Annotated in this window: 13 protein-coding genes, 3 tRNA genes and 1 other RNA gene; all 17 read right to left on the reverse strand. The window is 55.9% G+C overall.

Translation table 11 applies throughout. The features are described 5' to 3' along the window. The 17 genes from MKZ79_RS16805 to odhB all read right to left on the reverse strand — a co-directional run bounded on the left by MKZ79_RS16805 (position 1) and on the right by odhB (position 13,399). Positions 1-76 (reverse strand) — tRNA-Lys (locus MKZ79_RS16805). An 83-nt stretch (positions 77-159) separates the two neighbouring features. After that, a non-coding RNA gene (locus MKZ79_RS16810) (RtT sRNA) lies at positions 160-282 on the reverse strand. Between the two features lie 14 nt (positions 283-296). After that, a tRNA-Lys gene (locus MKZ79_RS16815) sits at positions 297-372 on the reverse strand. Between the two features lie 85 nt (positions 373-457). After that, positions 458-533 (reverse strand) — tRNA-Lys (locus MKZ79_RS16820). Between the two features lie 164 nt (positions 534-697). Beyond that, positions 698-1,474 carry a cell division protein CpoB gene (cpoB, locus tag MKZ79_RS16825; protein WP_336143736.1) on the reverse strand — a complete coding sequence of 259 codons (777 nt, stop codon included), beginning with the start codon at positions 1,472-1,474 and terminating at the stop codon, positions 698-700. A 9-nt stretch (positions 1,475-1,483) separates the two neighbouring features. Continuing rightward, positions 1,484-2,011 carry a peptidoglycan-associated lipoprotein Pal gene (gene pal, locus MKZ79_RS16830; protein WP_336143737.1) on the reverse strand — a complete coding sequence of 176 codons (528 nt, stop codon included), beginning with the start codon at positions 2,009-2,011 and terminating at the stop codon, positions 1,484-1,486. A gap of 42 nt (positions 2,012-2,053) precedes the next feature. After that, entirely contained in the window at positions 2,054-3,346 is a 1,293-nt protein-coding gene (tolB, locus tag MKZ79_RS16835; protein ID WP_336143738.1) for a Tol-Pal system beta propeller repeat protein TolB, read from the reverse strand. A gap of 123 nt (positions 3,347-3,469) precedes the next feature. Further along, positions 3,470-4,852 carry a cell envelope integrity protein TolA gene (gene tolA, locus MKZ79_RS16840; RefSeq protein ID WP_336143739.1) on the reverse strand — a complete coding sequence of 461 codons (1,383 nt, stop codon included), beginning with the start codon at positions 4,850-4,852 and terminating at the stop codon, positions 3,470-3,472. A gap of 26 nt (positions 4,853-4,878) precedes the next feature. Beyond that, on the reverse strand, positions 4,879-5,307 hold the full coding sequence (tolR, locus tag MKZ79_RS16845; protein WP_336143740.1) for a colicin uptake protein TolR: 429 nt from the start codon (positions 5,305-5,307) through the stop codon (positions 4,879-4,881). Positions 5,308-5,316: 9 nt separating this feature from the next. Beyond that, on the reverse strand, positions 5,317-6,000 hold the full coding sequence (gene tolQ / locus MKZ79_RS16850; protein ID WP_336143741.1) for a Tol-Pal system protein TolQ: 684 nt from the start codon (positions 5,998-6,000) through the stop codon (positions 5,317-5,319). Beyond that, a complete protein-coding gene (ybgC, locus tag MKZ79_RS16855; RefSeq protein WP_336143742.1) occupies positions 5,997-6,401 on the reverse strand; it encodes a tol-pal system-associated acyl-CoA thioesterase in 405 nt (134 codons plus the stop codon). The genes tolQ and ybgC overlap by 4 nt, the downstream gene beginning before the upstream one ends. Before the next feature lie 259 nt (positions 6,402-6,660). Continuing rightward, positions 6,661-6,756 carry a cytochrome bd-I oxidase subunit CydX gene (cydX, locus tag MKZ79_RS16860; RefSeq protein WP_336143744.1) on the reverse strand — a complete coding sequence of 32 codons (96 nt, stop codon included), beginning with the start codon at positions 6,754-6,756 and terminating at the stop codon, positions 6,661-6,663. 15 nt (positions 6,757-6,771) lie between these two features. Further along, positions 6,772-7,911 (reverse strand): cytochrome d ubiquinol oxidase subunit II, encoded by a 1,140-nt coding sequence (gene cydB / locus MKZ79_RS16865; RefSeq protein WP_336143745.1) that lies wholly within the window; start codon positions 7,909-7,911, stop codon positions 6,772-6,774. Positions 7,912-7,913: 2 nt separating this feature from the next. Next, positions 7,914-9,479: a cytochrome ubiquinol oxidase subunit I gene (cydA, locus tag MKZ79_RS16870; RefSeq protein WP_336143747.1), complete on the reverse strand. Its 1,566-nt coding sequence runs from the start codon at positions 9,477-9,479 to the stop codon at positions 7,914-7,916. Between the two features lie 551 nt (positions 9,480-10,030). Next, positions 10,031-10,903 (reverse strand): succinate--CoA ligase subunit alpha, encoded by an 873-nt coding sequence (sucD, locus tag MKZ79_RS16875; protein ID WP_336143748.1) that lies wholly within the window; start codon positions 10,901-10,903, stop codon positions 10,031-10,033. After that, positions 10,903-12,069, reverse strand: a complete 1,167-nt coding sequence (gene sucC, locus MKZ79_RS16880) for an ADP-forming succinate--CoA ligase subunit beta (protein ID WP_336143749.1) — start codon at positions 12,067-12,069, stop codon at positions 10,903-10,905. The genes sucD and sucC overlap by 1 nt, the downstream gene beginning before the upstream one ends. A gap of 106 nt (positions 12,070-12,175) precedes the next feature. Continuing rightward, positions 12,176-13,399, reverse strand: coding sequence for a 2-oxoglutarate dehydrogenase complex dihydrolipoyllysine-residue succinyltransferase (odhB, locus tag MKZ79_RS16885; RefSeq protein ID WP_336143750.1), 1,224 nt, complete (start codon positions 13,397-13,399; stop codon positions 12,176-12,178). Positions 13,400-13,403: the final 4 nt, after the last annotated feature.

The following is a 13,403-nucleotide window of genomic DNA, read 5'->3' on the forward strand; positions in this document are numbered from 1 at the left end:
TGGTGGGTCGTGCAGGATTCGAACCTGCGACCAATTGATTAAAAGTCAACTGCTCTACCAACTGAGCTAACGACCCGCTCTGGTACTGCCTGCCGCTTGATATCTGATAGCTAAAGGTTCAAATCCTTCACGCTTAACATCTGATACCACTTTAATTAGTGGTGGGTCGTGCAGGATAACTCGGTGTCCCTCGGCCTGACGGCCCGTTGCCTTGCAACGTTGTTTCACTTCGTTCAACCCGAACCTGCTGCAGGTTCAAATCCTTCACGCTTAACACCTGATACTACTTTAATTAGTGGTGGGTCGTGCAGGATTCGAACCTGCGACCAATTGATTAAAAGTCAACTGCTCTACCAACTGAGCTAACGACCCGCATCATGCGGTACTGCCTTAATGAGTGTCGGGTCGTGCAGGATATCTCTCCTTCACGCTTAACACCTGGTACTACTTTAATTAGTGGTGGGTCGTGCAGGATTCGAACCTGCGACCAATTGATTAAAAGTCAACTGCTCTACCAACTGAGCTAACGACCCACTTTTGCGCTGTCAGAACGTTTTAACATATGTCCCGGCAACGGCGGCATATATTACTGATTTACCGTTTCAGCGCAACCACTATTTTCAGATAAGCCGTTCAACTGCCTGCGTTTCACCCGACCGGGCCAGAAAATAGCCGAAACCGGGCCTCAGGCGGTTAATTACAGCGCAGCCGCGCGTTTTTGGGCTTGTTTCGCCGCATCGCTATTTGGGTACTGTTTGATCACCTGCTGGTAAACGGCTTTCGCTTTCGCGCTGTCGCCCTTCTCCTGCATGATCACACCCACTTTATACAGCGCGTCGGCGCTTTTCGGCGACTTAGGGTAATTTTTCACCACGGTGGCAAAATAGTAGGCCGCGTCGTCTTTTTTACCCTTGTTGTAATTCAGCTGTCCCAGCCAGTAGTTGGCATTAGGCTGGTAAGTTGAATCGGGATATTTTTTGATAAAAGCCTGAAAAGCAGCAATAGCCTGCTCGTTCTGCTTTTTCTCTAATACCAGCGCCACAGCCGCATTGTAATCGCTGTTGGCATCGCCGCCCTGTACCGGCGCAGCGGAAGCGCTGTCGCTGGCTGCAGCGCCGTCTGCGGCTGCCGCCGGCGCTGCGTCGGCCGAAGCTGAAGCGCCGCCGCTGCTCAGTTTATCAATCTGCTCGTAAATACCTTTTTGACGTTCAGTGATTTGATTGAGCTGATACTGGTTTTCCTGAATCTGACCGCGAAGCGAATCGATATCGCGCTGATTATCGGAAAGCTGCTGTTGAAACTGCTGGAGAAGCTGTGCCTGAGCATTAGAGATACGCTCAAGCGAGGTGACGCGGTCTTCGACCGAGCCTGAACCTACGTTACTGATTGACGCCTGGGCATTAGCGGCCCAGGGGGCCGCTACGCCAACCAGTAACGACAGACCCAGCAAGTGAAGTCTGAAGTTACTAATCATGTGACTCTCTTAGTATACCAGTACGGCACGACGGTTTTTGGCGTAAGCCGATTCGTCGTGGCCCAGTACAGCTGGCTTCTCTTTACCGTAAGAAACGATAGAGATCTGGTCAGCGGAAACGCCTTTACCCTGCAGGTACATTTTCACGGCGGTAGCACGACGTTCGCCCAGGGCGATGTTGTACTCTGGCGTACCGCGCTCATCCGCGTGACCTTCTACGGTCACTTTGTAGGATGGGTTGTTACGCAGGAAGGTCGCGTGCGCGTCCAGCATCTGAGCGAACTCGGACTGGATGTCATACTTGTCCAGGCCGAAGTAAACGATGTTGTTACGCTGCAGCTGCTGCATCTGCAGACGAGCCTGCTCGTCGGAGGACATATTGCCGCCGCCGTTCATGCCGCTGTTCATGCCGCCGTTTGCATCATCGCCCATACCGTTGGTCTGGTCGTTGTTGTTGTTTTTGTGTGAGCTACATGCAGCCACTGCGATAACTGGCAGTGCCAGCATTAAGCCTTTCAGCACTTTATTCAGTTGCATTTCTACAATCCTATTATTGTTTGCCATACATATTTATATGCATCACAGATACGGCGACCAGGCAGGCGATTTTACCTGTCCATCGGTAGCCGGAAGACGCGCTTTGAAACGACCGTCGGTCGACACCAGTTGCAGTACGGATCCCATGCCCTGAGTAGCACTGTAGATCACCATAGTACCGTTCGGCGCGAGGCTAGGCGTTTCGTCCAGGAACGTGTCCGTTAATTGTTGAACGGCTCCCGTTTCCAGATCCTGTCTGGCGATATGCTGCGCACCGCCGTTGGTGCTAACCATCACCAAAGATTTACCATCAGTGCTGACATCGGCGTTCTGATTCTGAGCGCCTTCCCAGGTCAGGCGCTGCGGCGCGCCGCCGTTCACACTGATTTTATAGATTTGCGGACGACCGGCCTGATCGGAGGTGTAGGCCAGCGTCTGGCTGTCCGGGAACCAGGTCGGTTCGGTGCTGTTATAGCGGCCATCGGTCACCTGACGGATCTGACCTGAACCTAAATCCATTACGTACAGGTTCATACTGCCGGATTTCGACAGCGTGAACGCCAGTTTACTGCCGTCAGGCGAGAAAGAAGGCGCGCCGTTATGACGAGGGAAAGAGGCAACCTGGCGGATAGCGCCGTTGGCCAGCGTCTGGATCACCAGCGCCGATTTGCCGCTTTCAAAGGTCACGTAGGCCAGCTTGCTGCCATCTTTCGACCAGGCTGGCGACATCAGCGGCTGCGGCGAACGGTGCACCACAAACTGGTTGTAACCGTCGTAATCGGAAACGCGCAGCTCATACGGGAACTGGCCGCCGTTAGTCTGCACCACGTAAGCGATGCGGGTGCGGAACGCGCCCTTGATGCCGGTCAGCTTTTCAAAAGTTTCATCACTGGCGGTATGCGCTGCATAGCGCAGCCACTGCTTAGTGACTTTATATTGATTTTGCGCCAGCACGGCACCCGGATTTCCTGAGGTATCCACCAGCTGGTAAGAGACGGTATAGCTGCCGTCGGCGCCAGGCTGGATCTGACCAACAACCACCGCGTCAATGCCCAGCGCGGTCCAGGCCGCAGGCTGAACTTCCGCCGCGGAGCCAGGCTGCTGCGGCAGACGAGCGCGATCCAGCGGGTTAAATTTGCCGCTGTTACGCAGATCCGCCGCTACGATGCCGCCGATATCTTCCGGCGCCGCGCCCGGGCCAGCCCATTTAAACGGCACTACGCCGATAGGACGTGCGGTGTTAACGCCCTGAGTAATCTCAATTCGAACTTCTGCATGCGCCACGGCGACAAACAGCATCAGGAAACTTAGTGCTACACGTAATGCCTGCTTCATCTTTTCTCCCTTACCTGAACGCTACGTCCACGATAATTAGCAGTGTTTCAACGAACCAATGGTGCATTTATAGAGTACGGCAAGTTGACCATAGTTCAACCTGCCGGGTAATACCGGAATTCTCTAAGGCTTAAACTCTAATACTGCGCTTTTGACTTCCTGATAAACATCGGCTGATGGTTTAGGAATTCTTGCCATGCGGGCGGCGTTGATCGCGGCCTGACACAGCGCTTCATCCCCGCCGGCTGAAGTTGCGGAAATCAGCAACCCATCTGGAGCAAGCTTAATACGTACATCGCAAGTCCGGCCTTTAAATGTATCCGCGTCGTAAAATTTCCCTTCTATCGCGCTTTTTACCTGACCCAGATAGCTGTCAATCGCCGCCTGCGAGGCGCCCGCTTTTTTCGCGTTGCCCTGCCCTGCCGCACCCGCGCTGCCGGATTTACCCGCTTTAGGCGCGTTTTTGCCGGAGGTCAGGCCGCCCAGCAGATCGTCGACGTCGCTGCTCTCTTTTGCCGCTTCCGCCGCCGCTTTTTTCTTCGCATCCGCTGCCGCTTTCGCTTTGGCCGCCGCATCCGCTTTGGCTTTCGCCGCCGCCTCGGCTTTCGCTTTTTCGGCCGCCTCCGCTTTGGCCTTCGCCGCCGCTTCCGCTTTCGCTTTCGCTTCCGCGGCCGCTTTTTCCTTCGCCGCTTCTGCTTTTCCTTTCGCTTCCTCGGCGGCTTTCTCTTTCGCCGCCTTCGCTTCGGCAGCAGCCTGCGCCTTAGCATCCGCCTGCGCTTTGGCTTTCGCCTCCTGCGCCGCCTTCACTTTAGCCGCTTCTGCGGCTGCCGCCGCTTTCTCTTCGGCCTGCTTTTTCGCATCGGCAGCGGCTTTTTTCGCCTCGGCTTCCGCTTTCTTCTGCGCGTCCGCCGCCGCTTTCGCCTGCGCATCGGCCTGCGCTTTGGCATCGGCCTGCGCTTTGGCTTTCGCCTCGGCCGCCGCAGCCGCTTTGGCATCAGCCTGAGCTTTGGCTTCCGCTTTCGCCTGTGCCGCCGCCTGTTTTTGCTGTTCAGCCGCCTGCTTCGCCGCTTCTTCAGCTTTCTGCTGCTCGGCCGCCTGTTTCGCCGCTTCCTCGGCTTTTTTCTGCTCGGCCGCCTGTTCCGCCGCCTGCTTCTTCGCTTCCTGCTGGGCCTGCAGCCGCTCTTTTTCCAGCGCTTTCAGGCGCTGCTGTTCCGCCGCCTGCTTCTGCTGCAGCTCTTCCGCCTGCTGAGCGGCCTGCTTCTGCCGCTGCTGCTCGGCGCGCTGGCTGTCGCTCTGCTGATTCTGCTGGCGATTATACTGCTCCACTATCGCGCCGGGATCGACCATCACGGCATCGATATCGCTACCGCCGCCGCCGCTGCTGCTGGCGTCGATATGTTCGTCAAACGAACTCAGGATCAGCAGCGCAATCACAATGATATGCAGAACCGCTGAGATGATGACGGCACGTTTTAACTTATCGTTCTGTTCGGTTACCTTCGACACTTTCGATTCCCAAAAACGGCCCGCAATTAAATCGGCTGCGTCATTAATCCGACCGACTTCACGCCCGCCTGATGCAGCAGGTTCAACGCCTTGATGATCTCATCGTAAGGCACATCCTTCGCGCCGCCGATCAGGAACACCGTCTTCGGATTAGCTTCAATGCGACGCTGCGCTTCGGCGACGACCTGCTCTGGCGGTAGCTGTTCCATGCGATCGTGATCGACCACCAGGCTGTATTGCCCAACGCCCGCCACTTCAACAATTACCGGCGGATTATCATCGCTGGCAACCGTTTTGGAATCCGTGGCGTCCGGCAGATCCACCTCTACGCTCTGGGTGATAATCGGCGCCGTCGCCATAAAGATCAGCAGCAGTACCAGCAGAACGTCGAGCAGCGGAACAATATTGATTTCAGACTTCAGGTCGCGTTTGCCGCGACCACGCGTTCTGGCCATGGGGCGCTCCTACCTTGACTCGCTAGAGAACGCCTGACGGTGCAGAATAGCGGTGAACTCTTCCATAAAGTTATCGTAATTCTGCTCCAGCTTATTCACGCGCTGGTTCAGGCGGTTATAGGCCATGACCGCCGGAATAGCCGCAAACAGACCGATAGCCGTAGCGATCAGCGCTTCTGCAATCCCTGGCGCCACCATCTGCAGCGTGGCCTGTTTCACCGCGCCCAGCGCGATAAAGGCGTGCATAATCCCCCAAACCGTACCAAACAGGCCGATATAAGGACTGATCGATCCTACGGTGCCGAGGAAAGGAATGTGGTTTTCCAGCGTTTCCAGTTCACGATTCAGCGAGATACGCATAGCGCGCGTCGCGCCTTCCACGACCGCTTCCGGCGCATGGTTGTTAGCGCGGTGCAGACGGGCGAACTCTTTAAAGCCCGAATAGAAAATCTGTTCGGAACCGGCAAGCTCGTCCCGCCGGGCCTGGCTTTCCTGATAGAGACGCGACAGCTCGATACCCGACCAGAACTTGTCTTCGAAAGCGTCCGCCTCGCGGCTCGCCGCATTCAGGATGCGGGTTCGCTGGATAATGATTGCCCAGGAGGCAATAGAAAAGCCAATCAAAATCACCATGATAAGTTTGACCAGAAGGCTCGCCTTCAGGAACAAATCAAGAACGTTCATGTCAGTCACTGCTTGAACTCCGCGACAATAGACTTGGGAAGCGCAATAGGCTTCATCAGATGTGGATTGATACAGGCGATCAGCACTTCCGCTTCGTTCAGCGTCTGGCCTTCTGCATTAACAATGCGTTGTGCGAACGTCATGGTCGCTCTGGTCATTTTAACCACTTCGCTCTGCACCTCGAGCAGGTCATCGAGACGCGCGGCAGCCAGGTAATCGACCGTGAGGCGACGCACGACAAACCCGACCTGCTGTTCCAGCAGCGTCTGTTGGCTGAAATGGTGCTGGCGCAGCATCTCGGTACGTGCCCGTTCATAAAAAGCGACATAGCTGGCGTGGTAAACCACACCACCGGCGTCGGTATCTTCATAGTAGACCCGCACCGGCCATCGAAACAGCGTTGTACTCACTCTACATCCCGGTATGACTTTTTAAACGTTGCTACTATACGCAAGAGCATACGCCTTTGGAATGGATTGCCAGAGGCTAAACAAAATAATTATCTTCCGGAAACAATTATGTGGTTTTAAGGAGAAATCTTAAACGTTTACTGACATAAAGCGAGGCGAAAAAAGCCTGTCGGCGACGGCGTAAAGAGGGGGATAAGGAAACGGGCCAGCGAACCGGCCCGTCAGGGTAAAAGCAGCGGCTAAAGCAGCCAGGGCGCCTTTATGAGGCGCTGTCGAGATGCTCAATAGCCAGCGCGGTGATCACGCCAAAGGCGCAGGCCAGCAGCGTGCCGAGGATCCAGGCGAAATACCACATAGTTCAGCTCCTTAATCAGTAAAGGGAATGCGTGTTGGCCTCAATCTGTTCGCGGGTCACGCGGCCAAACATTTTGTAGTAGCACCAGCTGCTGTAGATCAAAATGATCGGCACGAAGATCATCGCCGTGACGGTCATAATCTTCAGTGTCAGCAGGCTGGATGTGGCGTCCCACATGGTCAGACTGTGGTTCATCACGGTGGCGGACGGCATCACAAAGGGGAACATCGCCACGCCCGCCGTCAGGATCACGCAGGCTACCGTCAGCGAAGAGAAGAAAAACGCCCAGCCGCCTTTGTCGGTACGCGAGAAGAGCGCGGTCAATAGTGGCAGCACCACGCCCAGCAAAGGTATCGCCCACAGCAGCGGCATCTGATTGAAGTTCGTCAGCCAGGCGCCGGTTTCACGCGCGACTTCTTTCGCCAGCGGGTTGGAGGCGGCATTGTGATCCAGCGTGGAAACCAGCTGATAGCCCTCAATGCCATATTTCACCCAGATACCCGCCAGGGCAAAACAGACCATCATCACCAGCGTGGCGATCTGCGCGATCGTTTTCGATCTTAACCGCAGCTCGCCCGTGGTGCGCATCTGCAGATAAGTCGCGCCCTGCGTCAGGATCATAGTGACGCTGACCACGCCAGCCAGCAGCGCAAAAGGATTAAGCAGCTGGAAGAAGCTACCGGTATAAAACAGGCGCATATATTCATCAATATAGAAAGGTACGCCCTGCAGCAGGTTGCCGAAAGCCACGCCAATCACCAGCGGCGGCACGAAGCTGCCGATAAAAATGCCCCAGTCCCACGTGCCGCGCCAGCGTGGATTTTCGATTTTGGAACGATAATCAAATCCCACCGGATGGAAAAACAGCGAAGCCAGCACCAGAATCATCGCCACGTAGAAACCGGAAAAGGCGGCGGCGTAAACCATCGGCCAGGCGGCGAATAGCGCGCCGCCAGCGGTGATCAGCCACACCTGGTTGCCGTCCCAATGCGGCGCGATAGTGTTGATCATAATGCGGCGCTCGACGTCATTGCGACCGATTATCCGGCCCAACATGCCAACGCCCATATCAAAACCATCGGTGACGGCGAAGCCGATCAGCAGTACGCCAACCAGCACCCACCAGACAAAACGCAGCAGTTCATAGGTAATCATCTTCAGGCTCCTGCTTCGGTACGAACGGACTGTTCAAAGTGATAACGCCCCGTTTTCAGGCTGCTCGGCCCGCGTCGGGCGAATTTGAACATCAGGTACATTTCGGCGATCAGGAACAGCGTATAAAGACCGCAGATCAGCAGCAGAGAAAAGAGGATCTGCCCCACGGTCAGAGACGAACTCGCCACCGCCGTTGGCAGCACCTCGCCGATCGCCCAGGGCTGACGGCCATATTCCGCCACAAACCAGCCCGCTTCCGCCGCGATCCACGGCAGCGGAATGCCGTACAGCGCGCACTTCAGCAGGAAGCGGCTCTTGCCGATGCGGTTGCGGATTACGCTCCAGAAGCAGCAGGTGGTAATCAGCAGCATCAGTACGCCGCAGGCGACCATGATACGGAAAGAAAAATAGAGCGGCGCTACACGCGGGATAGAATCCTGCGTCGCCTGACGGATCTGCGCTTCGCTGGCGTCAGCCACGTTTGGCGTATAGCGCTTCAGCAGCAGCCCATAGCCTAAATCCTGCTTCGCCTCGTTAAAGGCCGCACGTACCGCCGGATCGCTGTTTCCTTCCCTCAGCTGTTCCAGCAGCTGATAGGCGTGCATGCCGTTACGGATACGAATTTCATGCTGCTTCATCAGGTCTTTAATACCGGTGACCTGTTGATCTACTGAACGGGTGGCGATCAGCCCCAGCGCCCAGGGGATTTGAACCGCGTAACGGTTCTGCTCCGCCTGTTGATCCGGCAAACCAAACAGCGTGAAAGCCGCCGGTGCAGGCTGCGTTTCCCATTCCGCCTCAATGGCGGCCAGCTTGGTTTTTTGCACGTCGCCGACCACATAGCCGGATTCGTCGCCCAGCAGGATGACCGCCAGCACGGCCGCCATACCGAAGCTGGCCGCGATGGCGAAAGAGCGTTTAGCAAAGGCGATATCGCGACCGCGCAGTAAATAGTAAGCGCTGATGCCCATGATAAACATGGCGCCGCAGGTGTAACCTGCCGCGACGGTATGCACGAATTTCACCTGCGCGACCGGGTTAAGCACCAGCTCGGAAAAGCTGACCATCTCCATGCGCATGGTTTCAAAGTTGAATTCCGATCCCACCGGATTCTGCATCCAGCCATTGGCCACCAGGATCCACAGCGCTGACAGGTTAGAGCCCAGCGCCAGCAGCCAGGTGACCGTCAGATGCTGCACCTTGCTCAGGCGATCCCAGCCAAAAAAGAACATGCCGACAAAGGTGGATTCAAGGAAAAAGGCCATCAGGCCTTCAATCGCCAGCGGCGCGCCAAAGATATCGCCGACGTAATGAGAGTAATAGGACCAGTTGGTGCCGAACTGGAATTCCATCGTCAGTCCGGTAGCCACGCCCAGCGCAAAGTTAATACCAAATAACTTGCCCCAGAATTTGGTCATGTCTTTATAAATTTGTTTGCCTGACAGCACATAGACCGTTTCCATAATTGCCAGTAAAAACGCCATTCCCAGCGTTAAAGGCACAAACAGAAAGTGGTACATAGCCGTTAGCGCAAACTGTAAACGCGACAGTTCGACTATATCTAACATGTTGACTCCTTGCTCCTTGCTCAGTGTTATCCCCGCGCCGATGCGGTGGCAGAACAGGATCGCTAACCAGCGGGCGCAGGCGCCCTGTTGATAACTAATTGAATTTAGTGAAACCAGAGAGCATTACGCCATAGGGTTTCGGGTAAGCGGCGTTCGACATAATTTGCGATCGACGCAGAATTCGCCCGTTTATTATTGATAGCGTAAAACTGATTTTTTGACGCAGAGCAATTTAATCCCAAAGCCCCCTTTTAGCCAGCAATAAGCGGGGAAATAAAAGTGGTTTCTTTGATCTACATTAATCGAACCGGCAAAATAAGCGATGAAAAATATAACCTTAACAAAATAATCCATTTAGATTAATAAAATAAATATTATTAAAACAATTATTTTAAATTTGCATGCAATTAAAAAATAGCGAAAGGATTATTTAAGGGAGCTTATATAATAAGCCAGACTTAATTAATATAGTTATTATTGCGTGATTTATCTCTTTTTTTACCAATAAAAAAGGCCGCCCGGAGGCGGCCTGATGCAGTCATCATTCTGACTTACTGTGGCAGTACGCTTTTCACCGCGTCGCCGATATCGGCCAGGCTACGCACGGTTTTCACGCCTGCAGCTTCCAGCGCGGCAAACTTCTCGTCCGCCGTGCCCTTGCCGCCCGCGATGATGGCGCCAGCATGGCCCATACGCTTGCCTTTCGGCGCGGTCACGCCGGCGATATAGCCAACTACCGGCTTGGTGACGTGCTCTTTGATAAAGGCTGCCGCTTCTTCTTCCGCGCTGCCGCCGATCTCGCCGATCATCACGATCGCTTCAGTTTGCGGATCGTCCTGGAACAGCTTCAGGATATCGATGAAGTTGGAGCCCGGAATCGGGTCGCCGCCGATACCCACGCAGGTAGACTGGCCGTAGCCGATGTCGGTGGTCTGCTTAACGGCTTCATAGGTCAGCGTACCGGAACGGGAAACGATGCCGATACGGCCTGGCTTGTGGATATGGCCAGGCATGATGCCGATTTTGCATTCGCCTGGGGTAATCACGCCCGGACAGTTCGGGCCGATCATACGCACGCCAGCTTCATCCAGCTTCACTTTCACGGTCAGCATATCCAGCGTCGGGATGCCTTCGGTGATGGTGATAATCAGCTTGATGCCCGCTTCAATCGCTTCCAGGATGCCGTCTTTGCAGAACGGCGCCGGAACGTAGATCACGGAGGCGGTCGCGCCGGTCGCTTCTACCGCTTCACGCACGGTATTGAATACCGGCAGGCCCAGGTGCTCGGTGCCGCCCTTGCCTGGCGTTACGCCGCCAACCAGCTGCGTACCGTAAGCCAGCGCCTGCTCGGAGTGGAAAGTCCCCTGGCCGCCGGTGAAGCCCTGGCAGATTACTTTGGTGTTTTTATCGATCAGAATGGACATTATTTACCCTCCGCTGCGGCCACAACGCGCTGCGCCGCGTCGCTCAGGCTGGTTGCTGCAATAATATTCAGGCCGCTGTCCGCCAGTTTCTGCGCGCCCAGCTCGGCGTTGTTTCCTTCCAGACGCACCACGACAGGCACGTTTACGCCCACTTCGGCTACTGCGCCGATGATGCCGTCGGCAATCAGGTCGCAGCGCACGATACCGCCGAAGATGTTAACGAATACGGCTTTAACCGCGTCGTCGGAGAGAATGATTTTAAAGGCTTCGGTCACGCGCTCTTTGGTTGCGCCGCCGCCAACGTCCAGGAAGTTGGCTGGCTGGCCGCCGCTCAGCTTAACGATGTCCATGGTGCCCATCGCCAGACCTGCGCCGTTAACCATACAGCCGATGTTGCCTTCCAGCGCCACGTAGTTCAGTTCCCACTGCGCCGCGTGCGCTTCACGGGAATCTTCCTGGCTTGGATCGCGCATTTCACGCAGCTCCGGCTGACGGAACAGCGCATTGCCGTCCGCGCCCAGCTTGCCGTCCAGGCAGATCAGATCGCCCTGTTTGGTGATGACCAGCGGGTTAATCTCTACCAGCGCCAGATCGCGCTCCAGGAACATGGTCGCCAGACCCATAAAGATTTTGGTGAACTGACCAACCTGCTTGCCGCTCAGACCCAGCTTAAACGCCAGCTCGCGGCCCTGGTAAGGCTGCGGGCCCGTTAACGGGTCCAGCGCCATTTTGTGGATCAGGTGCGGCGTCTCTTCCGCCACTTTTTCGATTTCCACGCCGCCTTCGGTGGAAGCCATAAACACAACGCGACGGGTGCCGCGATCCACTACTGCGCCCAGGTAGAGCTCCTGGTCGATATCGGTTGCCGCTTCCACCAGGATCTGGTTGACCGGCTGACCGTTAGCGTCGGTTTGATAAGTGGTCAGGCGTTTGCCCAGCCAGTGTTCGGCAAAGGCGCGGATCTCTTCTTTGCTTTTTACTACCTTCACGCCGCCCGCTTTACCACGGCCTCCGGCATGAACCTGACATTTCACGACCCACGGGCCAGCGCCAATTTTAGAAGCGGCTTCTTCTGCTTCGCGTGGAGTGGTGCAGGCATAGCCGACGGGAGCCGGTAAACCATACCGGGCGAACAGCTGTTTTGCCTGATATTCATGTAAGTTCATGTTGTTAATCCATCCAGTTCGGAAAAGACTCGGCCGCATCCGGCATCATGCTGGTATGTCGGCCACACATAGGGTTGGGCGCGGCTTTCCCCGCGCCCGACAGGAATTAAACGTCCAGCAGCAGTCGAGACGGATCTTCCAGCAGCTCTTTAATCGCTACCAGGAAGCTCACGGACTCTTTGCCGTCGATCAGACGGTGATCGTAAGAGAGCGCCAGATACATCATCGGCAGGATCACCACCTGACCATTGACCGCCATCGGACGATCTTTAATGGCATGCATACCCAGGATAGCGCTCTGCGGCGGGTTGATGATCGGCGTGGACATCAGCGAGCCGAAGACGCCGCCGTTGGTGATGGTGAAGTTACCGCCGGTCAGTTCGTCTACGGTCAGCTTGCCGTCGCGGCCTTTGATTGCCAGCTCTTTGATTTTCTTCTCGATATCCGCCATGCCCAGCGCGTCGATATCTTTCAGTACCGGCGTCACCAGGCCACGCGGCGTGGAAACGGCGATGCTGACGTCAAAGTAGTTGTGGTAAACCACATCTTCGCCATCGATAGAGGCGTTCACTTCCGGGAAACGCTTCAGCGCTTCAACGACCGCTTTCAGGTAGAAGGACATAAAGCCCAGACGGATACCGTGACGCTTTTCAAAGGCCTCGCCGTACTGCTTGCGCAGGTTCATGATCGGCTGCATGTTGACTTCGTTGAACGTGGTCAGCATCGCGGTGCTGTTTTTCGCTTCCAGCAGACGCTCGGCGATACGCTTACGCAGACGGGTCATCGGCACGCGTTTTTCGCTACGGCCAGCCAGCGACGGTGCGGCAGCGGCGGCTTCCGGCGCTTTTGGCGCGGCGGCTTTCGCGGCTGGCGCTTTCGCCAGATGCTTCTCGACATCTTCGCGAGTCAACCGACCGCCTACGCCGGTGCCTTTAATATCTGAAGGCTCCAGACCGTGCTCGGCGATCAGGCGGCGGATGGCCGGGCTGAGCGCGTCGTTGCTTTCTTCTTCCAGCGAAGCGCTCTGGCGCTGCGCCGGAGTAGACTCTTTCTCTTCCGATTTAGCGGAGCTCTCTTTGCCGCCGCTGTTGCCCTCTTTCAGGCGACCCAAAGGCTGACGGGACGTGACGGTGGCGCCTTCATCTTCCAGAATCGCTTCCAGTACGCCGTCAGCAGAGGCAGGCACTTCCAGCACCACTTTGTCGGTTTCGATTTCAACCAGCACTTCGTCGCGGGTCACCGCATCGCCTGGTTTCTTGTGCCAGGTCGCGACGGTGGCATCGGCGACGGATTCAGGCAGGTCGGGGACGAGAATATCTACGCTACTCATTATT

The organism is Erwinia sp. CGal63 (assembly GCF_037026505.1).
GTDB lineage: Bacteria > Pseudomonadota > Gammaproteobacteria > Enterobacterales > Enterobacteriaceae > Erwinia.

Bases quoted from the DNA above. Each gene is read 5' to 3' on its own strand.
- tolB (WP_336143738.1), bottom strand. From the start codon at position 3,346: ATGAAGCAGGCATTACGTGTAGCACTAAGTTTCCTGATGCTGTTTGTC.
- tolR (WP_336143740.1), bottom strand. From the start codon at position 5,307: ATGGCCAGAACGCGTGGTCGCGGCAAACGCGACCTGAAGTCTGAAATC.
- cydB (WP_336143745.1), bottom strand. From the start codon at position 7,911: ATGATTACCTATGAACTGCTGCGTTTTGTCTGGTGGGTGCTGGTTGGC.
- sucD (WP_336143748.1), bottom strand. From the start codon at position 10,903: ATGTCCATTCTGATCGATAAAAACACCAAAGTAATCTGCCAGGGCTTC.
- sucC (WP_336143749.1), bottom strand. From the start codon at position 12,069: ATGAACTTACATGAATATCAGGCAAAACAGCTGTTCGCCCGGTATGGT.
- pal (WP_336143737.1), bottom strand. From the start codon at position 2,011: ATGCAACTGAATAAAGTGCTGAAAGGCTTAATGCTGGCACTGCCAGTT.
- cydA (WP_336143747.1), bottom strand. From the start codon at position 9,479: ATGTTAGATATAGTCGAACTGTCGCGTTTACAGTTTGCGCTAACGGCT.
- cpoB (WP_336143736.1), bottom strand. From the start codon at position 1,474: ATGATTAGTAACTTCAGACTTCACTTGCTGGGTCTGTCGTTACTGGTT.
- odhB (WP_336143750.1), bottom strand. From the start codon at position 13,399: ATGAGTAGCGTAGATATTCTCGTCCCCGACCTGCCTGAATCCGTCGCC.
- cydX (WP_336143744.1), bottom strand. From the start codon at position 6,756: ATGTGGTATTTCGCCTGGATCCTCGGCACGCTGCTGGCCTGCGCCTTT.